Annotated in this window: 19 protein-coding genes; 8 read left to right on the top strand and 11 right to left on the bottom strand. The window is 48.2% G+C overall.

Translation table 11 applies throughout. The features are described from left to right. Positions 1–92: 92 nt before the first annotated feature. Positions 93–593 (bottom strand): DinB family protein, encoded by a 501-nt coding sequence (locus tag IRJ16_RS19430; protein WP_194113309.1) that lies wholly within the window; start codon positions 591–593, stop codon positions 93–95. Between the two features lie 126 nt (positions 594–719). Between IRJ16_RS19430 and IRJ16_RS19425 the strand changes: the two genes are divergently transcribed. Continuing rightward, a complete protein-coding gene (locus IRJ16_RS19425; protein WP_194113308.1) occupies positions 720–1,562 on the top strand; it encodes a DNA-formamidopyrimidine glycosylase family protein in 843 nt (280 codons plus the stop codon). Here the strand turns inward: IRJ16_RS19425 and IRJ16_RS19420 are convergent. Together IRJ16_RS19420 and IRJ16_RS19415 are read right to left on the bottom strand one after the other, a co-directional pair. Then, the gene (locus tag IRJ16_RS19420) at positions 1,537–2,064 is read right to left on the bottom strand and encodes a YfiT family bacillithiol transferase (protein WP_194113307.1); all 528 of its coding nucleotides are present in this window, start codon (positions 2,062–2,064) and stop codon (positions 1,537–1,539) included. The genes IRJ16_RS19425 and IRJ16_RS19420 overlap by 26 nt on opposite strands. Positions 2,065–2,071: 7 nt before the next feature. After that, positions 2,072–3,751 (bottom strand): amidase, encoded by a 1,680-nt coding sequence (locus tag IRJ16_RS19415; protein ID WP_194113306.1) that lies wholly within the window; start codon positions 3,749–3,751, stop codon positions 2,072–2,074. A gap of 51 nt (positions 3,752–3,802) precedes the next feature. On the opposite strand from IRJ16_RS19415, the gene IRJ16_RS19410 reads away from it, so the two are divergent. Further along, entirely contained in the window at positions 3,803–5,620 is a 1,818-nt protein-coding gene (locus tag IRJ16_RS19410) for an FAD-dependent oxidoreductase (protein WP_194113305.1), read from the top strand. 126 nt (positions 5,621–5,746) lie between these two features. On the opposite strand, the gene ligD is transcribed toward IRJ16_RS19410, so the two are convergent. Together ligD and ku are read right to left on the bottom strand one after the other, a co-directional pair. Further along, positions 5,747–8,287 (bottom strand): DNA ligase D, encoded by a 2,541-nt coding sequence (ligD, locus tag IRJ16_RS19405; protein ID WP_194113304.1) that lies wholly within the window; start codon positions 8,285–8,287, stop codon positions 5,747–5,749. A 3-nt stretch (positions 8,288–8,290) separates the two neighbouring features. Beyond that, on the bottom strand, positions 8,291–9,061 hold the full coding sequence (gene ku, locus IRJ16_RS19400) for a non-homologous end joining protein Ku (protein WP_194113303.1): 771 nt from the start codon (positions 9,059–9,061) through the stop codon (positions 8,291–8,293). A 101-nt stretch (positions 9,062–9,162) separates the two neighbouring features. Between ku and IRJ16_RS19395 the strand changes: the two genes are divergently transcribed. Together IRJ16_RS19395 and IRJ16_RS19390 are read left to right on the top strand one after the other, a co-directional pair. Beyond that, entirely contained in the window at positions 9,163–9,417 is a 255-nt protein-coding gene (locus IRJ16_RS19395; RefSeq protein WP_194113302.1) for a hypothetical protein, read from the top strand. After that, positions 9,407–9,715 (top strand): type II toxin-antitoxin system RelE/ParE family toxin, encoded by a 309-nt coding sequence (locus IRJ16_RS19390; protein WP_194113301.1) that lies wholly within the window; start codon positions 9,407–9,409, stop codon positions 9,713–9,715. Before IRJ16_RS19395 ends, IRJ16_RS19390 begins: the two co-directional genes overlap by 11 nt. A 45-nt stretch (positions 9,716–9,760) precedes the next feature. Here IRJ16_RS19390 and IRJ16_RS19385 read toward each other — a convergent pair whose 3' ends face one another. Next, positions 9,761–10,408 (bottom strand): YceH family protein, encoded by a 648-nt coding sequence (locus tag IRJ16_RS19385; RefSeq protein WP_194113300.1) that lies wholly within the window; start codon positions 10,406–10,408, stop codon positions 9,761–9,763. Positions 10,409–10,489: 81 nt separating this feature from the next. On the opposite strand from IRJ16_RS19385, the gene IRJ16_RS19380 reads away from it, so the two are divergent. Then, positions 10,490–11,992, top strand: coding sequence for an NAD(P)H-hydrate dehydratase (locus IRJ16_RS19380; RefSeq protein ID WP_194113299.1), 1,503 nt, complete (start codon positions 10,490–10,492; stop codon positions 11,990–11,992). A 90-nt stretch (positions 11,993–12,082) separates the two neighbouring features. On the opposite strand, the gene rmuC is transcribed toward IRJ16_RS19380, so the two are convergent. After that, entirely contained in the window at positions 12,083–13,435 is a 1,353-nt protein-coding gene (gene rmuC, locus IRJ16_RS19375) for a DNA recombination protein RmuC (protein WP_194113298.1), read from the bottom strand. Positions 13,436–13,646: 211 nt separating this feature from the next. On the opposite strand from rmuC, the gene IRJ16_RS19370 reads away from it, so the two are divergent. After that, the gene (locus IRJ16_RS19370; protein ID WP_194113297.1) at positions 13,647–14,936 is read left to right on the top strand and encodes a tetratricopeptide repeat protein; all 1,290 of its coding nucleotides are present in this window, start codon (positions 13,647–13,649) and stop codon (positions 14,934–14,936) included. 5 nt (positions 14,937–14,941) lie between these two features. Here the strand turns inward: IRJ16_RS19370 and IRJ16_RS19365 are convergent, their stop codons facing one another. Next, a complete protein-coding gene (locus tag IRJ16_RS19365) occupies positions 14,942–15,172 on the bottom strand; it encodes a hypothetical protein (RefSeq protein ID WP_194113296.1) in 231 nt (76 codons plus the stop codon). Positions 15,173–15,253: 81 nt separating this feature from the next. On the opposite strand from IRJ16_RS19365, the gene IRJ16_RS19360 reads away from it, so the two are divergent. Next, positions 15,254–15,805, top strand: coding sequence for an STM3941 family protein (locus IRJ16_RS19360; RefSeq protein WP_194113295.1), 552 nt, complete (start codon positions 15,254–15,256; stop codon positions 15,803–15,805). Between the two features lie 14 nt (positions 15,806–15,819). Here IRJ16_RS19360 and IRJ16_RS19355 read toward each other — a convergent pair whose 3' ends face one another. From IRJ16_RS19355 to IRJ16_RS19345, 3 genes are read right to left on the bottom strand one after another with little or no spacing between them, the layout of a single operon-like run. Further along, positions 15,820–16,317, bottom strand: coding sequence for a gliding motility lipoprotein GldH (locus tag IRJ16_RS19355; protein WP_228080335.1), 498 nt, complete (start codon positions 16,315–16,317; stop codon positions 15,820–15,822). Continuing rightward, complete coding sequence (locus IRJ16_RS19350; protein WP_194113294.1) at positions 16,286–17,950, bottom strand: PSP1 domain-containing protein; 1,665 nt, start codon at positions 17,948–17,950, stop codon at positions 16,286–16,288. The genes IRJ16_RS19355 and IRJ16_RS19350 overlap by 32 nt, the downstream gene beginning before the upstream one ends. A 2-nt stretch (positions 17,951–17,952) precedes the next feature. Continuing rightward, a complete protein-coding gene (locus tag IRJ16_RS19345; protein ID WP_194113293.1) occupies positions 17,953–19,095 on the bottom strand; it encodes a DNA polymerase III subunit in 1,143 nt (380 codons plus the stop codon). 162 nt (positions 19,096–19,257) lie between these two features. Between IRJ16_RS19345 and ruvX the strand changes: the two genes are divergently transcribed. Then, complete coding sequence (gene ruvX, locus IRJ16_RS19340) at positions 19,258–19,668, top strand: Holliday junction resolvase RuvX (RefSeq protein ID WP_194113292.1); 411 nt, start codon at positions 19,258–19,260, stop codon at positions 19,666–19,668. Positions 19,669–19,783: the final 115 nt, after the last annotated feature.

Genomic DNA, 19,783 nt, shown 5'->3' with positions numbered 1-19,783 from the left:
CATGAACGGTGATAGGATCTTTTCCACGTTGCAACACCCATTCATCCACACAAAATGCCCGTTCGCCGATAGACGGTTGTACCCGGTGCTCCTTACAACCGCTCCCTGATCTGTTTTAACTGATGCGCGTGCCTTTGCACGTGTACCGATACAAAGTTCAATAACTCTATCCGGGTAACAGGTCCGGCGTTGGGGAATTCAAAACCTACAACCGTGAGGTTGACATCGATGTGTTGCCCCGCTTCGATAATGCCGTTCAGCGTATCGCCGATCTGTTGGGTAAGTGATGCCAGTTCCTTCGGCTCATCCGAAGGCAAAATAAAATCCGGCGACTGCATCTTGGTCTCAAAATTCAGGAACATTTCGCGCAGGCCGGCGGTCATCATATTCGGGTCGCGTTCGGTCGGTTTGGCATCGCCTGATAATAGTCCTGGCATACCGTCTATCGACTTATAGATATGTTCAGCGACTTGTCCAGCCGTCCAGCTGCCCTCGAACGGGATGGTATTGAAGTTGCTATGGTCGGATAGTGCCAATGCGTTTAGGAAACCTTCGCGGGTGGTCTTCAGTTCGGTGATGATGTCAGTCTTCATAATGTTGGTTTTTAATGATATATCAAAGGTAGGCAGATGCGCAGCTGACCGTGACCCGCAACAACGACAGCTTGGCGGGTGTTTTGCGACAAAGTGTTTGAGTGGCGAGAGAGCTAAGAATGCTTAATGAAAACAATCAGTGGTGAGGTATGGTATATATCAATTATGCCCGAAGGACCGTCCATCAAAATATTACAGGAGAAGCTTGACCCGTTCAAGCACCATAAAATACTGGAGGCTAAGGGCTATGCCAAGGGATTTGATCCGCACATCCTGAAGAACCAGACCATTACTGATATCAAGACCTGGGGTAAACACCTGCTCATCTGCTTTCACGACTTTGCCATCCGCATCCACATGGGTCTGTTCGGTAGCTATAAGATCAACGAGCATGGCAAGCGGAACGCATCTTTACACATGGGTTTTAAAGATGATGGTGAGGTCAACTTTTACATCAGTAACGTAAAACTGATCGAAGAACCGCTGGATGAGGTTTACGACTGGACCGCCGACCTGATGAACCCGAAGTTCAGCATCAAAAAGGCCGAAGAAAAACTGCTGGCCAAGCCGGATAGAATGATATGCGACGTACTGCTTGATCAGGATGTATTCGCCGGCTCGGGAAATATTGTAAAAAACGAAGCGCTGTTCCGTGCCAAGATCCACCCCGAAAATAAGGTCGGCGATATCCCTCCGCGCAAGCTAACGCAACTCATCAAAGAAGCCATCACTTTTTGTGACGAGTTTTATAAATGGCGCAAAGTAGGCAAGTTGGACGAGCACCTGCAAGCTTACGAGCAGGAGGAATGCCCCCGAAACCACATCCCGCTTCATAAAGCCGATCTGGGTAAAACAAAAAGGCACTGTTACTTTTGTAACAAGTGCCAGATATTGTACAAGAGCAATCCGTCGACAAAAAAATATGACAAAGCAAAGTCCCGGGCTAAAACTTCTTCACCGTCTCAATAATATGCGCCAGATGGTGATCCCCATGCCAGGCGTACATGCCTATTGCTTGTTTTAAGGTTAATGTTTTACCAGTAGCTGGATGGGTGAACGTGCGCTCTATATCATCAGCAGTAAAACTCTCGAACAGGCATACCAAATGCACGTGTATTGATTCCAGCATTTGCAGGGATGATTCTACCGGCAGTTTATAATCAGCCAGCAACGCAAAGCCTACCTCGTCGTAAGGTTTGATGATAGGATTATCCTCGGTCATGGCCCATTTAAAACGGAGCAGGCTATTCATATGGCTGTCGGGCAAGTGGTGTGCCACCTGGCGGATGGTCCAGCCGTCCTTGCGGTAGGGGGTATCCAGTTGGGCGTCGGTCAGGCCGGTAACGGCCGCGCGTACATTGGCCGGCAGGGCGCGGACAGAATCGATCCATTGTTGTAATCGTTCGGGTGTAATGGTTGATGGCGCTTCAAATTTCCCGATGGGGTAGCGCATTTGTTCGTCGGTAAGCATATATCTTTTAAAAGTTCAAAGCAGGGTGTTTGGTATGGAAGTCGGTAGCGGTTTGGTAAGCCTGCGCGGCTTGCAGCAATTTACCCTCGCCGAATAACTGGCCCGTAAAAGTGATACTCATCGGTCGGCCTTGCGGATTAAAGCCGTTTGGCAATACCACGCATGGGTTACCGGTGAGATTGGTGATGTTCAAGTTTAGGTTGCCCAAAGAAGGGCTGACGTAAAGGTCCAGTCCCTTCAGCTTTTCGTACCAGGCCTGGATCAACATCGTCCGCGCACGGTTGGCCTGGATGTATTCTACCGCCGGGATAAATTGCGCCGAGCGGAAAGTGTTAGGCCATGATGACTTTCTTTGCAAAACCATGCCATCGGTACGGCCATCTAAAAGTAAATGCTGAAAAGCCGCGCCGGCTTCGGCGCTTAAGATAATACCCATCGAACTGGTGGGTATCTCGCGCGGGTAATCTATCGGGATCAGTTCAGCACCTAATTCTTTCAGTTTGACCAAGGTCAGCGAATCACTTGCCTGATTTTGCGACTTGCGCTCAAAATCGGCTTTGGTGTAACCGATCTTATATCCTTTCAGGCTTTTTACATTACCATTGTAATTGAAGTTGGCAGCAATGGTGCTCAGATCGTTAGGGTCGGTCCCTTGTATAGCGTTAAAAACAATGGCGGCATCTTCCACGCTACGGGTGATCGGCCCTAATTTATCCATGCTCCAGCTTAAAGCCATCGCACCAAATTTACTTATACGCCCAAATGATGGGCGCAAGCCCGTATCTCCACATTCGGTAGATGGCGACACGATGGACCCCAAGGTTTCGGACCCAATGGCAAATGGCAAACAACCCGCGCTCACTGCCGACGCTGGTCCGGCCGATGAACCGCTGGATCCGCGGGTAGTATCCCATGGGTTTTTGGTCTTTCCGCCGAACCATACATCGCCTTGGGCCAATTCCCCTAAGGTGAGTTTAGCGCAAAGTACGGCCCCGGCTTGTTCAAGCTTGGTCACCACGGTGGCATCCATGTCAATGGTCTGGTCTTTGAACGGAACCGCACCAAAGGTAGTTTTGTAACCATTAGTAGCAAGCAGATCCTTTACGCCGTAAGGGATACCGTGCAGCACACCTTTGTATTTACCGGCTTTGATCTCGGCATCGGCCTGGCCGGCTTGTTTTAGGGCCAGCTCTTCGGTGAGCGTAACGATGAACAAAAGTTTGGGATCGTATTTTTTCAGGCGGTCGATATAGAATTTGGTCAGCTCTACCGATGTGATCTGTTTGGTGCGGATAAGTTCAGCTAACTGCCTTACAGTGAAGAAGGCCAGCTCATTTTTATCGGCCGGGAGTTTTACGGTGGCGGTTTTGCCCAACACAAATCCATTAGTTTTATCTTGCGGAACAAAACCTACCGGTATGGGGTTAAAGCTAAGGGCAGGCACAATACTATTAGGCATCTTCAGCGCGCGGAAACGCTCGTAATAGACGTTCCACTGGTTAAGGTTGTTGAGCATAGAATCGGCCTGTGGCTGGGTAAAATTAAAGCCGATGACCTTTTGCGCTTCTAACACAATGGCCGGCGTGATCGGCACCCGCTCGAATACGCGGGACGCAAATGCGCCGAAAACAAAGCTGAGGCCCCCGATGGTAAAAATAGTAGTGTACTTTAGGCCGATTTTTTTCATACCCTATATGGTTTGTCCTAAATTAGCGTTTTACGTTTGTTTATTTTATTGATGGTGAAAAAGTTATTGCTGATCGTTCTTTTCCTTACCCCTATTACCCTTTTTGCCGAAACCATCCGGACCGATGTATTGGTTGTAGGCGGTACGGCCAGCGGCGTAGCGGCGGCCATACAGAGCGCGCGCAGTCAGGTAAAGACCTTATTGATAGAGCCTACCCCTTGGTTAGGCGGCGAAATGACCGCAGGCGGGATGAGTATTTTGGATGCCAACCCAAAACTATCATCGGGCATTTGGGCCGAATTTCGCAAGCGCGTGCGTGATTTTTACAAACGCACACCGGGCTATGATACCACCAGCACCGCCCCTTTAAAATTTGAACCCTACACAGGTGCCGCGGTACTTAAACGCATTTGCGATACCGTTAACCACCTTACCCTAAAACTGAATACCCCATACCTGACCGCTAAACGCGACAGCGGCAAATGGGTGCTCACTGTTTTGATAGACGGTAAAGAAGCGACAATTAAGGCTAAGGTTTTGGTGGATGCCACACCGAACGGCGATATTGCCGCATTGGCCGGCGCTAAACTGGTATCGGGTTTTGATAGCAAACAGGATACAGGTGAAAGCTTAGCGCCCGAAACAGCATCGCCGATAATTCAGGATGTAACCTGGATAGCCGTCGTGAAAGAGTTTGAAAAGAATGCCATTTACCTGATGCCCAAACCTGCGGAATATGACCCGGCAAGGTATGTAGCCCTCAAGACCAAGAATATTAAGAAAATGCTGGAAGAGGGCCGCTTGCCTAACAATAAGTTTCAGATCAAATGGACAGAAAATACTTACGGGACATCGGTAGCGCAAATGAGCATTGAAGGCCGCATTGCTTATTATAAGACCTTGCGCCTGCATACATTGGGATTAGTATATTACCTGCAGAACGAGTTGGGTTTCCGCAATATCGGTATCGATGATTCTGAATTCCCGTCGAGTGATCACTTGCCATTTATTCCCTACATTCGCGAATACCGTCGTAGCATAGGGCAAACCCGTATGACCACGCGCGAGATCTACACGCCTTACGTAAATAATTTATACCGCACTTCTATCGCCGTTGGCGATGCGCCGTTTACACAACAATACGCCGATCCATTAGCCCCGAAAATAAACTATCCGCCCATGCCGGCCTATACTGTCCCGCTCGGTGCAGTGGTGGATAAGGATATCCCAAATTTGGTGGTGACCGAAAAGGCCATGTCGGTTACACATTTGGTCAATGCCAGTACATCGTACCCGTCGGTACAGATGGCTATCGGTCAGGGTGCCGGTACGGTGGCGGCCTATTGCGCCTTCTTTGATCTGAACACCAAACAGTTGGACGTGCGCAAGATACAGATCGAAGCGACCCTTTACGGCTCGATGATCTACCCATATGCCGACATCCCCCAAACCGACCGCTATTACCGCGCCGTGCAGCAGGTGACCGGCACAGGCTTGCTTAAGCAAGTGCAGGAACTTAACGGCAATAAAATGGATGTGGTGTTTAAACCGGATAGCACAGTGAACACAGCCGACATCAAACCTATCATGCTGGAAACCTATACCCGGGCTTTCATCTGGTTCGGTAAAAATAAACCGGCCGAGACCTTTGCCGTAGGAGACCTGGTATCCTACATTAGCGACCATACCCTGACCGATCCTAAAACGCTCAAAAACATGATGCAGCGCCAATGGCACGACTATTATAAATTCAAACAACCCTTTGATATGCAGCGCCCCGTTACCCGTTACGAGTTTGCCGTGCTGGTGAACCGGTATCTTAATCCGTTTGCGCGGAGTGTTGATGTGACGGGGAAGATCGTGAATTGAGTTTGATCGATGCCAATTGCGAAAGGACAAACTCAAACAGGGGTGTCATGCTGAGCCTGTCGAAGCATTGTGGGCAGGCCTCTGCGCTCCACCCTTCGACGGGCTCAGGGTGACACCCTTTTAGGTTTAGTCTTGCTCCCCTTCCATCTCTTTCAACACCTCCAATGCCTTTTTCAGATCAGCCTTCTTGCTCATCAGATCTTTCCATGGGTCATCGATCTTCGTCAACCGTTCTTTTACATTATATATCGTAAAGTCCGATAGCTTCAGTTTATTATTAACCTCGTGCCAATGTAAAGGCGTGGATACTGTTGCGCCGGGTTTAGGGCGAACAGAGTAGGGGCAGGCGATCGTCTGCCCGCGGCGGTTCTGTAAAAAGTCGATGTAAGTTTTATTGGGCCGCTTGGCCGGACTACGTTCTATACTTGTCGTTTTAGGCAATTCGGCATGGACGATGTGGGCAACGTACTCCGCGAACATCTTGGCAAAGTCGTAGTCATATTTACCTCCCACGTAGCAGTAAATGTGCAGGCCCTTCGATCCCGACGTTTTGATGTAAACATCGGTCTTCATCCGGTCGAAAACCTCTTTTACTTTTAGGGCTACCTCCACCGCTTCGGTAAATGGCACATCATGCGGGTCGATGTCAATAACGATAAACTCCGGGTGCTCTGGTTTTTGATAATTGCTTAGCCATGGATTGATCTCGATCGACCCCCAATTGACGATGTACAACAAGGTCGCCTCGTCGCTCCCTACGATGTAGTTGATATCCTTATCATTACTCTCAGAATGGATCTTTTGCGTTTTTATCCACGCCGGTAACTTATCAGCGTCGACGTCCTTTTGAAAAAAACCTTCATCGCCGATGCCGTTGGGCTGACGGCGCATGGATAGTGGTTTATCCTTCAAGAAAGGCACAATGTATCCCGCCATATCGCGATAGTAATGCAGCAACTCTCCTTTAGTGATACCTTCATCGGGCCAAAAAATTTTGTTAAGGTTTGTCAACTTTAACTTTTTACGGCCGATGGTTACGCTCTCCTCGTCGGCCATTTGTTTGTCGGGTGTTTCCATGGTAACTTTTTCGGGTGACTTATCCTCTCTTAGGCCTTTAAAAACGGGGTGGCGCAGGTGGCCGTCGTCGGTCCATTCGCTATAGGTTACCTCGCAAACCAATTTGGGCTTAAGCCAGGTGGTTTTGGTGCGATTGTTCGGTTTATCTTCGAATGGTTTTCTATCGGTGACCAAGGGCGTCATCTCATCAAATAGTTCCTTTAGCGTGGCCTCGTTAAAGCCGGTACCACAATTGCCAATGTAGGTGATATGATCACCTTTATTCATCCCCAATATCAAAGCGCCAAAATGCTTACGTGAACCGGTCGGTGCAGTGAACCCACAAATGATCGCCTCTTGCGATGCGGTTATCTTAAACTTCAACCACCGGTCGGTTCGTTTGCCGCTGTTGTAGTAACTGTTGGCATCTTTACCGATTATACCTTCCCAACCTTCTTTGCTTGCGTTTTTTAGTAGGTCCGTACCTTTTTCTTTTATATGATCATGATAAATGATCGGACTATCTTTAGAGAATGTCGACGATAACGATTTCAGCAACTCCTTGCGTTTGATCAGCTCCATATCCCGCAGGTCGTGGCCGTCCAAACTCAACAGGTCGAATACATAATATTTCAACGTCAGATCTTTAGTATCTCCCTCGTAATGCTGAATATCCTGGAAACGGCTTTTGCCTTGCTTGTCTTCGATCACCAACTCGCCGTCTAATACGGCATCTTTTTTTAGTGAATTTAAAGCCTCGGTAACCTTAGCGTATTGGTCGCTAAAGTCGATACCATTGCGGGATATCAGTTTAGCCTTTTTTGCAGTATAACCAATGGCACGGTAACCATCCAGCTTTTTCTCATAGATCCAGTCTTCGTGATCGAAGACCTGATCAGCTAACTTGGCCATCATGGGTTGGAAGTGCCTGCCGGATGTTTTTGGCTGGTCTTCTACTTCCGTATCATCGATATCAGCATCGGCTTCCTTTTCGACATCTCCAAGATCGATAGCTAATTTTTTATGCTTCGGTACAGCTTTTACCTTTCCGTCTTTATTGTTCTTTAAAACTTTGATCTTATCAGGGACCAGGTCCTCACTGTCGAATTTATCCAATGCATATTCATCCTTATGTTTGATCAGCAACCACGAATTACCTTCCGCATGCTTCATCCTCACCAAAGCAAATTCGCCGTGAAGCACTTTGCCCTTCAACCTAAATTTCAGATCGCCTGATTTTAATCCGGCCCGCAAACGCTTCACATCATCGGCGCGGTCATCAGCTAAAGATTCGTATTCGCCCTCGTCCCATATCATCACTACACCGGCACCATAATTGCCATTGGGGATAATGCCTTCAAAATCTTTATAATCGTAGGGATGATCCTCCACCATCATGGCCAGGCGTTTATCGTTCGGGTTCAGTGACGGACCTTTAGGCACGGCCCAGCTTTTTAGCACGCCGTCCAGCTCCAACCGAAAATCGTAATGCAGATGCGAGGCATGGTGGCGCTGCACCACAAATGACAGCGTTTTATTGCTACTTTTTCCGCTTTTGGGTTCGCTGGTCTTTTTAAAGTCCCGCTTTTTAACATATTCGGCCAGTCCCATAGTTTATGCTTCCTTTTTGTTGTTCAAACTTTGCATCAATTGCTCGTACAGGTCGGTGCCCTTGGTCTTGGTCGGTTTCAATTTTTTAATGGTAGGGCGTTTGCCTTTGGCCTTAGCCTGAATGATCTTCAGCAATTCATCATGATATTCATCTTTGAACTTGCTGACGTCGAATTTCTCGGCATACTGACCGATCAGCGCCAGACCCACATCCAGTTCTTTTTTGGTGATCTTAACATCCTTGGCGATATTCAACTCGTCAGTCGCGCGTATCTCTTGCCCAAAGCGGATACGCGTCACCACCAATACGTTCTCTACGGGATGTACAACGCATAATGATTCTGTACTACGCAACACAAAACGGGCCAGCCCGGCTTTGCCCGACTTTTCCATGGCCTGTATTAGCAGCGTATAAGCTTTATTGTTTTTGGTATCCGGCTCAGCGTAGTAGGAGGTCTCGTAATACATTGGGTTCACCTCGTCAATATCTACAAAACTTTCTATCTCAATGGTCTTGCTTTTTTCTGGAGCAGCGTCTTCAAAATCGCGTTCCTCCAGTATCACGTAATCGTCGTTAAGCTTGTAGCCTTTTACGATCTTCTCGTACGGTACCTCTTTACGGGTGTGCTCGTTAACGCGTTGGAACTTGATCTTGGCATGATCACGTCCATCCAGCATGTCCAGGTCAAGCGAATTGCTTTGTACTGCCGAGTATAATTTAATGGGGATGCTTACCAAGCCAAACCCAATAGAGCCTTTCCATATCGATCTCATAATTCCCTGATGTTGAATAGGTATAACTATCGGGAACGGCAAAGAGTTTGTAGGTATGAATTTTGAGGGTAATTAATTAAATTTGTTAAAAAGCGAGTGTTATGACAATTGCAGCAATGAGAGAACGGGCGCATGAATTGGTAGACGAAGCCAATGATGTTGAATTGGTGGAGATATTGGCCAAATTGGAAGGTGAAAAAGCTTTAGAGTGGTTTGAGGATGAGGAGTTTTTAGCCGACCTTGATGAACAACAACATCGTATTAAGAGTGGTGTCGACCCTACTATTCCTTTAAACGAGGTTAACGCAATGTTCAATAAATTAAAAACACAACGCAGCCAGCATCGTGAGTTATAAAGTTGACCTAACCATTAAAGCGACCAAGGAACTGCAGGAAGCCTATGACTGGTATGAAGGGCGCCGGAATGGGTTGGGTGATCGATTTATGGCTGACTTTAACAAGAAAGCCGATTTTATAAGCAACAATGCTGTTTTATTCGCGGTCAAGATTGAACGTAAAGGAAGTAAATACAGGGAGGTGTTATTGGATGTCTTTCCCTTTTTAGTAGTTTACGAAGTTTTAGAAGAGGAAAAGATCGTTCGTGTGTTTTCCGTTTTTAACACAAGCCGTCATCCCAAAAGAAAATTAAAATAATAGCCATCACCTGGCCGGAGCCGAGCGACTGCATAGCAATATCTTCTACATTAACTCCTTCATCAATTTATCAAAAGCCTCCCTTAACTCAGCCAACTCTGTTTCTAATTTGGTCACTCGTGCTTCCAACCCGCTGGAGTGTTGTACGATCGGCGCATCCGGTTCATCGTCATTTATCTCGGGCACACCGCCAAGCAGATGAGCATAGCGGGCTTCTTTTTGCCCCTGGCGGCGGGGTAACTGCAGCACATAGGCCAGCTCATCGGTAGCCAATTTTTCCAGGATCTGCTGTACTTCTTCTATCGACTCAAAATCGTACAGACGGTTACTGTTGGTGTTCACCTCGCCGGGCGTTAATGGTCCGCGCAGGATCAGCAAGCAGATCACCGCCACCTCGGCCGGCACCAGCGGGAACACGATGGCGAAGTTGTGCTTGTATTTTACCGCTCGGCTACCCGCTCCGGTGGCAGTAGATACCAAGCCGCGTTTACGTAAAGAATCTAAAGCGATGGCCACCGTCTGCTCATCATAACTAACCACCGGTTTGCGCGACGACTTTTGGTTGCAGGCGGCGGTCAATCCGTTTAACGACATGGGGTAATATTCGGGCGTCGTGCGGGCTTTTTCCATCAGGGAGCCAAGCACACGTAGTTCGGTAGCATCAAGCAGGGGCAGTTTTGCGGGAGTATCCATTGGTAAGATCAATTTGGTTCGGGCAGCCAAGATACTTTTTAGCCGCCAAAACAAATAGCATAAACGCTAACTTTATCCATTATGCTGCCATTACTAACTGCCGAACAGATCCGCCGGGCCGATACCCATACTATCCAACATGAGCCAATATCTTCTATAAACCTGATGGAACGGGCAAGCAAGGCTTTTGTAGCTTGGTTCATCAACCATTTCCCCGAGCGATCGGCAAGTATCTCCATCTATTGCGGGACAGGCAACAATGGCGGCGACGGTTTGGCCGTTGCCCGTTTGTTGGGTCATCACCGCTATCTAAATATCAAGATAGTGATAGCCCGTTTCGGCAAGAATAGCACTGCCGACTTTGATATTAACTTTGAACGGTTGATCGCTACCGGGATCCCATACACCGAAATACAAGCTAACGATGACCTCCCCGAAGAAAAGAGCGATATCTTGATCGACGCCCTTTTAGGCAGCGGCCTTAACAAACCTTTGGCAGGGGACTATCTGCGACTGGTGACCTATCTGAATGACCTGCAAAAGACCGTAGTAGCTGTAGATGTGCCGACAGGGCTTTACACCGAAGGCGACCAACCTAAAGATAGCGTAGTGTTAAAAGCTGATCTCGCCATCACCTTTCAACAACCTAAGTTAAGCTTTTTGTTACCAGGATCTGGTGGCCATGTGGATCATTGGCAATGTGTAAATATCGGTTTAGATGAGCGTTTCATCAGGTCGCTAGACTCACCTTACCAATACATCGAAGAGAAAGATATCCGGCAGATGCTTAAGCCCCGAACGCGTTTCAGTAATAAAGGGACATTTGGCCATGCGCTGATCATTGCCGGTCAGCCTGAAACTATGGGGGCTGCTTTGCTGAGCGCATCAGCCTGTGCGCACGCGGGAGCAGGGTTAACCACCGCTTGTATTCCTGAAAGCGGCTTGACAGCTTTAAACACCTATCAGCCCGAGGTGATGGCGATCGTCCGCGGTGTTAAAGTGGCTGACATCAACTGGGAAAAATTCAGTTCGGTAGCCATTGGGCCAGGCTTGGGTAAGGAGCAGGATGCCAAAGATCTGTTAGATGATCTGATAGCGAATTTTAAAAAGCCTGTTGTTGTAGACGCCGACGCACTCAATCTATTAGCCGATGATCCGGAATTATTAAAGAAGCTCCCGGCCAATAGTATCCTCACGCCGCACATGAAAGAGTTTGACCGCTTATTTGGTGAGCATCAAAGTTGGTGGGCAAGAGTACGGACGGCTATCGTCAAAGCGACGGAATTGAAGATCTGTATCGTCCTAAAAAACTCTTATACCGTTATCGTTACGCCCGAGGGTAAAGCTTATTTCAATTCCACATCGAACGCTGCTATGGCAAGCGGCGGTATGGGAGATGTATTGACGGGTATTCTCTCTGCGTTATTGGTTCAAAAATATTCACCTGTTGAGGCTTGTATCATTGGCTGCTTCATCCACGGAAAAGCTGGGGATGAATTGGCCTTGCCTAACCGCATGTCTGTAGTATTACCGGGGAAATTGATACAGCAATTACCGTTGACGATGGGGAAGTTGATGGGGTAAAGATCTGTTTGTAAGTTTAACCACAAAGTGCACAGAGGCTGTCACAAAGAGCACAAAGCTTTTTGTCCTTCGTGATTAACTCCGAAAAACTCACTCCTCCCCAATATATTTCTGATCGATCTGCTTGTTGGCTTTGGCACCCAGCTTTTTGATCTTATCGGCAGTGATGGTCAGGTTACCACGGCCATCGGTCAGTTTATTAAGGGCCTTATCATAAGCGTCCTGACTTTGTTTTATGTTTTTGCCGATGCTTTCCATATCGCCTACAAAACCGACGAATTTATCGTACATCTCGCCGCTCAGGCGGGCTATCTCTAATACATTGCGGTTCTGTCGTTCTTGTTTCCAGATGCTGGAGATGGTGCGGAGGGTAGCCAACAGGGTCGACGGACTAACGATCACTACCCGCCTGTCCCAGGCATCGCTGAATAACTCAGCATCCAACTGCACCGCAAAACTGAAGGATGATTCTATCGGCACAAAAAGCAGCACAAAATCGGGGGAGTTGATCTGGTGCAGGTCATGGTAGTTTTTGGATGACAGACCCAATACGTGGCTGCGGATGGATTCCACGTGCGCTTTAGAATATAGCTTGCGTTCGTCTTCGGTCTCGGCGTTAACCAATCGCTCGTAGGCTACCAATGATACTTTGGCATCGATGATCAAGTGTTTATCATCCGGCAGGTCAATGATCACATCGGGTTGAAAACGGGTGCCATCTACTGTTTGTAAACTGGCTTGCACGCGGTACTCGCGGTCGCGCACCAGGCCCGATCTTTCCAATACACGTTCTAAAACCACCTCGCCCCAGTTGCCTTGCTTTTTGGTGTCGCCCTTCAGGGCCTTGGTAAGATTTTGGGCTTCGTCGCTGATCTGTTTGTTCAGCTCCATCAACTGCGTGATCACACCTTTCAGGGTGTTGCGCTCGGCGGCTTCCATGTTGTACACCTTGTCCACCTTTTCTTCAAACACCTTTAGGTTCTCCTTTAAAGGGTTCAGGATGTGGTCCATATTGGCCTTGTTGGTATCCACAAATTCGCGGCTCTTTTCTTTCAATAGTCTCTCGGCCACGTTCTCAAATTCCAGTTTGAATTTTTGCTGAAGCTCCTGCATGTATAGCTCCTGTTCGGCCAGGCGTTCGCGCTGGGCTTTAAAGGTTTCTTCGGCACGGGTAAGGCGGGAACGTTCGGCGTTCAGTTCGATATTGACATCACGCAGCATGGCTTCGTAACGTAGCCGTTCCTCTTGTAAGTTCTTTTCGGCTTTGTCACGCTCAAAAGCCAGTCCTGCGGAGCGTTCTTCCGCTTTGGCCTTGTCTATGCGTAGCGTATCGGCTTCGGTCTTTAGTTGCGACAGTTCTTGCGTCGACCGCGGGCGTTTTAAAAACAAGACCAGCGCTATAATGAGGATGACCAAGGCCACCCCGATAATGATCATATCCATTTGATAAAAATATTAGTAAAGTTAGTTTTTTAAGGCGAAAGGTAAAAGGATAAAGGTAAAAGGATAAAGGTGAAAGGTTTTTTGGGGTGAGAAAAATATGAGGATCGGGGACGGCAGGGATGCTATTAACGCTTCATCTGCGTTAAAAATTCATTTGGATATCTTGATCTTTTTGCGTATATTTAGGTCACCAATTATTGATCTAAACCACATGAACCCTCACATCACTGCATTGCGCCGCACGGCTTTAATGCTTATCGTTTTACTTGTTTGCTTCAGCCGTTCGTACGCTAATTTGAACGCTATCGACCTGACCAAGGTGCGTTATCCTAAAGAATTGCAGGCGCAAATTGATCAGCTGATAGCTGACCAAAAAATGTACGCCACATGGGTGCCCGAATGGAAAGAGACCGTTGCCAAAGACGAGGTGATAGCCCGCCTTACCGCGCTAAGCAAGGAGCTGGAAAAGTTACCGGCCAACAACATTGAGACCAAATTGCTGCTGGGCGATATCGCGCATTTTTTGTATAATATGGATGCTAAGGACGCCTTCCAAAAAGCGGTGGACACGTACGAGGCTGCCAAAAAGATAGCGCCTAATGATTACCGCGCTTACTGGTTCCTTGGCCATCATTACGCGCTCTCGGCGGTCACGCCGAAGGCTATCAAAAGTTTTCGCGAGGCGGTGGCGCATCAGCCTTTACCTAAAACAGCTTCGTGGTTTTGGGCCGATTATGCCAATGCTTGCACGCTGGCCGATATGCCCTCGACCGCGCTGTACGCTGCCCATCAGTCGAGTGTGGCGGCCGGTGCCCGCACCTATGCCGAAACGATGATGCAAGGGGTTCGGAAAACATCGCTGCATGCACCGCCAATAGATACCCTGTTAGAGCCTAACCAAATGTGGTTTTTGACCAAGCGTAAAGCCGACACCTGGAAATACACCAACTGGGCGCTGGGTATAGATATGTGCGTGGATAGCACCTGGAACATCCGCCCGTATCCGTATAAGGATAAGAACAGCTTCGCGATGATCATACCGCCGCAGATCAAGTCGGTACAGGGGCCTACCATCGGTTATTCGATGCTGATCACCGCAGGTGTAGCCAAACCGAACGAATCGTTGGAGGATTTTTTGGTAGACGCTACCATTCGCCATACTAATAAAGACCGCCGCATGTTTGATGTTGGCGGGTTCAAGAATTGTATCGCCTTTGAAATGACCGACTCACGAATTTACCCGCAATGGGGTGGCGCGCGCATGTATGCCATAGCCGTAGAGAGCGACCGTGCCGAATACCCCGGGATGGCGTTTGAAGAAGCGATAGAGAAGCCGGTAAGCACTAACGGCCAGGTAACCTATTACCGCAGCAAACGCACCTTTGGTCGTTTTAATACCAAAATGCGTTACCTGATCTTACTGGATAGCTGCGAGTTCATCAAGAATGAATCGATGGTGGCATTTAAGGATTTTTTGAGTAAGAGTTTGAAGATAGAGTAGCAGGGTCAGTGCTTCTCCTGCCTCGATGTATCCAAGATCTTAGCTTTGCTGGTGTCGCTGCTGCCGTTGGATGATGCACTCGTTCCTGTGCCGTTAGTATTGGTAAGTGTGTCTGCTGCACCCGAGCTGCCGTGACTGCCTGAGTCAGCTTCGGCACCGCCGGTTTTAGGCGAGCCGCCGCAAGCTGCAAAGGTTAACATCGAGCAGAGTATGGCTATATGGAATATCTTTTTCATATTATAGCAACCGATAAACAGGTGGTAGGTTTGGTTATAATATTCTAAATTCGAACAAGACCAATTCCCATTAAGAACGTTATGAAAACCATAGAGATACCACTAAGCAAAGTCAAAATAGTTCTGTTGATACTGGGCAGCATTATTTTTGTGGCATTGGGCGTTTGGCTGTGGTCGATCGCCGATGTGCAAACACGCCGACCACCAATTATTGCAAAGATGGTGGGTGGTGCTTGCGTAATATTCTTCGGCGCTTGCTTAGGCATCGGTGTTAAAACCTTTTTTGATAAAAGGCCAGGGTTGATCATTAACGAAGATGGACTACAGATCTTCAGCAGTTTTTCTAAAAGCACATTCGTATCGTGGGAGCATATTACAGGGATGGGCGAAATGATCGTACATCGTACTAAATTAGTGTTGATCTTTATTGATAATGTTGAAGAGGTAATAGCTGCTCAGCAGAATAAATGGTCGCAAAAGCTGATGCGCGCTAATGCAAATATGAGCGGCACGCCGGTATCTATATCCAGTAATGTTTTAAAGATATCACACAAAGAGTTGATGAATACATTGGAAAAAGCGATAGAGGATAACGCTCAAACAAATACCAAGCCTCAAATTGAGAACTTCTGACTCCAGACTTAAAACTACTTCGCTTTCTCCACCCTCAAACCAATATCGCTCACCTCGTGCAGGGGGTTATCGCGCATGTTCTGCTCTATTAAAAAGTTGTAGGTGCCCTTGGTCGGGAAACGGAAGCCTTGTTTAAAAGGGATCTGATAAGCGTACACGCCGCCGGTGCCGCTGCCCAGCCATTTGCCGGTAACGTCGGCCAGTTTTAATTCGTAGCGCATTACATGAGGTTTCATACCGGGGCCGGTGGTGTGCAACAGCACGAACATGTTGCTATACTTATAATCGCCCGTCACCCGCACGTTGAAATAGAAGTTGTAAGGCACGCTGTTATCGGTGATGGTAACATGCTCTTTAATGTCGTTAACGTATCCCCAATTACGGTTAGGTATGGTAGTGCTGTGGTCCAGCACTCCGTTGGGGTCGCTACATCCCGAGCCAAGGCTCAGGATGAACAATATCATTGCATTCAATATAAAATTACGCGCCTGCTTCATTACTGCTGCCGGCATCGCCACCGGGATTGTTGTTACGGTTTCTGTTGCGGTTAGGGCGGTTGCGGCGCTTGTTATTGCCACTACGCTCCGGGGCGTTCGGGTCACGTGGTTCGTTCGGCTGTCCACCTTCAGTATTACTTTGTTGAGGCGGGTTTTGCCTTGGTTGTCCACCTGGTTGTTGCCCTTCGGGACGCGGCGGTCGTTGCTGGCGATCACGTTGTTGTTGCTGACGACCTTCGCCGCCTTGCTGACCTTCAGGACGTGGTGGCCTTTGCTGACGGTTCTGTTGCTCACCCTGCTGTCCTTCAGGACGTGGCGGGCGTTGTTGACGGTCTTGCCTTGGCTGTTGCTGACGATCTTGCTGTTCGCCCTGCTCGCCACCTTGTTGCCCTTCCGGACGAGGTGGGCGTTGTTGACGGTCTTGTCTGTTACGGTCGCCCTGCGGTTGCTGACCTTTAGCGCGTTGATCCCTATTACCGCCACGGTTCTGATCGCTTTGACCGCCGCCCTGTTGGTTAGGCTTTTTGTTACGATCGTTACGGCTGCGGTTACGGCTGCGCTCATCTAAACGGGTCAAGCTATCCTGACCAACTACGTTTTCGTAATCCAGTGCTTTAGCCACCGGTGCGGCAATTTCTACAGGGTCGCCCAAGTCGGCAGGGATGATACCTTCGCGGTTCATTTTTTGTACTTCGCGGGCGCGGGCAGCTTTAATAGGCACCCAATCTGTTTCGCCAGAAAAGCTGTACCACATGGTCTTTTTAAAGATGTCGGTCTTTTGCAAGCGGGCGTCGCCTTTCTCGGTCTTTAGTATGTTAACGTTATCAGGGATGTGCTTCAGCGCATCCATGTACGTGTCTAATTCGTAGTTCAGGCAGCACTTTAACTTACCACATTGGCCGGCCAGTTTTAAAGTGTTCAGGGATAGATTTTGATAACGTGCGGCAGCTGTAGATACCGTTTTAAAATCGGTCAGCCAGGTACTGCAGCACAATTCGCGACCGCAAGAGCCGATACCGCCTAAACGGCTTGCTTCCTGACGCATACCGATCTGACGCATCTCTATACGGATGCGGAAAGCCTCGGCCATCTTCTTGATCAGCTCGCGGAAATCCACACGGCCCTCTGCAGTGTAATAGAAAGTAGCTTTGGTTTTATCGCCTTGGTAATCAACGTCGCTCAGCTTCATGCTCAGCTTTAATTCAAGGGCTAAAGTACGGGCCTTGTGCATGGTCTCCCATTCCAGGTCCTTGGCCATTTTCCACTTGTTAACGTCGGCCTCGGTAGCTTTGCGGTAGATCTTTTTGGCAACGTCGGCCTCTTTTACATGGCGTTTGGACATTTGCATGCGCACCAATTCGCCGGTCAAAGAAACGTGACCGATATCGTAACCGCCGGTAGCCGTTTCTACAGCCACCAGTTCGCCTGCTTCCAAGTAAATGTTATCGTGGTTAAGGTAAAAATCCTTTCGAGAGCCTTTAAATTTGATCTCGACCACTTGAAAAGGCTTATAATTTGCCGGCATGTCCATGTGCGACAGCCAGTCGTAAACATCCAGTTTGCTGCATCCGTTAGTAAGGCAAGCGCCATTACTTTTGCAGCCAGCAGGGGCACAACCGCCGCCTGTTGAACAACTTCCACATCCCATAATTAGTTCGGTATATAATGAGCCCCTTGCGGGAACGTTTTAAAATGTAAAATTTTTATAAGCTGTAAAGATACGTCTAAAAACAATATCTTGGGATTAGCATTTCTTTCCACATGATAATGAGCTTTTTCCAGTTCGGTGCTTATCGCTTCGGACTGCGCCATGTTCATCACCGTGATCATTTTTTGGGCCGTATCAAGTTCGGCTGCAGGCAAATGCACCAGGTTACCCGCCCCGGCCGATAGCAGACAGCACTCGCGCACAAAGCTGATACCGTAGCGTAAAAAGTTCTTCTGATTTTCGCGCCCAAGCTTACTTAGCTGATCAGTAAAAGGGATCACATCGCTGCCCTTATTGCCAAAGCAAAAGCGCAACCATTTCATAAATAGCTGGTGGTAATTACTGCTATCCTGGTCGGTCATAGACAACGCTTCGGCCATGTTGCCGTTGCTCAGGTAAGCGATCTCTTCGGCCGCGTGCTGGGTCTGCCCGTGTTCGATGAGGTAGGTCTTGATATCCTCATAGTCCAACGCCGGAACTTTTACCAGTTGGGTACGGGACAGAATGGTATTCAGGATCTGATCTTGATTTTGTGCGACCAACAAGAACAGCGTGTTAGGTTGAGGTTCTTCGATGATCTTCAGCAGCGAGTTGCCTTCTTTATCAAGATACTCCGGCAGCCAAAGGATCAAAACCTTGTAGACCGACTCGAAGGGTTTTAAACTTAGTTTTTTGATGATCTGATGGCACTCGGCAATATTGATGTTTGCCTGTTTGTTATCGGCCTCCAGGTAACCGCGCCAGCCATCAAGATTCAGATAGTTATTAGCCAGCAAAGCTTCGCGCCATTGCTCTATGAACGTGAGCGCTGTATCATCCTTATGTTTGGCAAAGAAAGGATACGAAAAATGCAGATCGGGGTGGGCCAGTTTCATGTACTTACGGCAGGATGAACACACGCCGCAAGAGTCATCAACCTGCTTATCCTCGCACGATACGTATTGCGCATACGCCACAGCCAGCGCCAGATTTCCCGAACCTTCAGGTCCCAAAAATAACTGCGCGTGACTTACCCGGTTCTCTTTCACCGAGTTGATCAGCCTTTGCTTAACGGCGCTTTGCCCAACAATTTGTTTGAACTGCATCCGTGCAAATTAGTGATTAGTGCTGAGTTTTGAGTAATGAGTTTTAAGAATTGCCCGACTAATTGATGTGATCAGCTTGATCTGTGACAGAATAATTACCTTTGCCTGATGATAGCAAAGTGCTATCCAACTCAGAACTCACCACTCAAAACTCAAAACTAAATGAGGATCATGGCCTTCGATTACGGTACCAAACGCATCGGCATAGCCGTGACCGACCCGTTGCAGATCATTGCCACTGGACTGGATACCATCCACCCAAAAGATATCTTCGACTATCTAAAAAAATACCTGCAGACTGAACAAGTAGAACGCTTTATAGTGGGCGAACCCAAGCAGATGGACAATACGCCATCACAGTCGGCCCAGCATGTTAAAGGCTTTGTGACCTTGCTGAAGAAAAGTTTCCCGGAGATACCTATATCGATGCTGGATGAACGGTTTACGTCTAAGATGGCATCGGCAGCGATACTTGCAAGTGGTAGGAATAAGAAGGATAGGCAGGATAAGGGGTTGGTGGATACGGTGTCGGCGACTATTCTTCTTCAGAATTGGATGGACACGGTGCGCTAATTTCCCCTATTGTCATTGCGAGGAGCGAAGGGGAGGAAATGTGCGTGAGGGCGACGTGGCAATCTCAGCTGACAAGCAACGAGGACCTGCCTATGAGTTTGCTTCGTTCCTCGCA

The organism is Mucilaginibacter myungsuensis (assembly GCF_015222005.1).
In the GTDB taxonomy this organism is placed as follows: Bacteria; Bacteroidota; Bacteroidia; order Sphingobacteriales; family Sphingobacteriaceae; genus Mucilaginibacter; species Mucilaginibacter myungsuensis.
This window is presented reverse-complemented; position numbering and strand designations above follow the sequence as displayed.

Bases quoted from the DNA above. Each gene is read 5' to 3' on its own strand.
- IRJ16_RS19360 (WP_194113295.1), top strand. From the start codon at position 15,254: ATGAAAACCATAGAGATACCACTAAGCAAAGTCAAAATAGTTCTGTTG.
- IRJ16_RS19380 (WP_194113299.1), top strand. From the start codon at position 10,490: ATGCTGCCATTACTAACTGCCGAACAGATCCGCCGGGCCGATACCCAT.
- IRJ16_RS19370 (WP_194113297.1), top strand. From the start codon at position 13,647: ATGAACCCTCACATCACTGCATTGCGCCGCACGGCTTTAATGCTTATC.
- IRJ16_RS19420 (WP_194113307.1), bottom strand. From the start codon at position 2,064: ATGCTTACCGACGAACAAATGCGCTACCCCATCGGGAAATTTGAAGCG.
- ku (WP_194113303.1), bottom strand. From the start codon at position 9,061: ATGAGATCGATATGGAAAGGCTCTATTGGGTTTGGCTTGGTAAGCATC.
- rmuC (WP_194113298.1), bottom strand. From the start codon at position 13,435: ATGGATATGATCATTATCGGGGTGGCCTTGGTCATCCTCATTATAGCG.
- ruvX (WP_194113292.1), top strand. From the start codon at position 19,258: ATGAGGATCATGGCCTTCGATTACGGTACCAAACGCATCGGCATAGCC.
- IRJ16_RS19385 (WP_194113300.1), bottom strand. From the start codon at position 10,408: ATGGATACTCCCGCAAAACTGCCCCTGCTTGATGCTACCGAACTACGT.
- ligD (WP_194113304.1), bottom strand. From the start codon at position 8,287: ATGGGACTGGCCGAATATGTTAAAAAGCGGGACTTTAAAAAGACCAGC.
- IRJ16_RS19345 (WP_194113293.1), bottom strand. From the start codon at position 19,095: ATGCAGTTCAAACAAATTGTTGGGCAAAGCGCCGTTAAGCAAAGGCTG.
- IRJ16_RS19410 (WP_194113305.1), top strand. From the start codon at position 3,803: ATGGTGAAAAAGTTATTGCTGATCGTTCTTTTCCTTACCCCTATTACC.
- IRJ16_RS19430 (WP_194113309.1), bottom strand. From the start codon at position 593: ATGAAGACTGACATCATCACCGAACTGAAGACCACCCGCGAAGGTTTC.
- IRJ16_RS19425 (WP_194113308.1), top strand. From the start codon at position 720: ATGAAAACAATCAGTGGTGAGGTATGGTATATATCAATTATGCCCGAA.
- IRJ16_RS19395 (WP_194113302.1), top strand. From the start codon at position 9,163: ATGACAATTGCAGCAATGAGAGAACGGGCGCATGAATTGGTAGACGAA.
- IRJ16_RS19355 (WP_228080335.1), bottom strand. From the start codon at position 16,317: ATGCCGGCAGCAGTAATGAAGCAGGCGCGTAATTTTATATTGAATGCA.
- IRJ16_RS19365 (WP_194113296.1), bottom strand. From the start codon at position 15,172: ATGAAAAAGATATTCCATATAGCCATACTCTGCTCGATGTTAACCTTT.
- IRJ16_RS19415 (WP_194113306.1), bottom strand. From the start codon at position 3,751: ATGAAAAAAATCGGCCTAAAGTACACTACTATTTTTACCATCGGGGGC.
- IRJ16_RS19350 (WP_194113294.1), bottom strand. From the start codon at position 17,950: ATGGGATGTGGAAGTTGTTCAACAGGCGGCGGTTGTGCCCCTGCTGGC.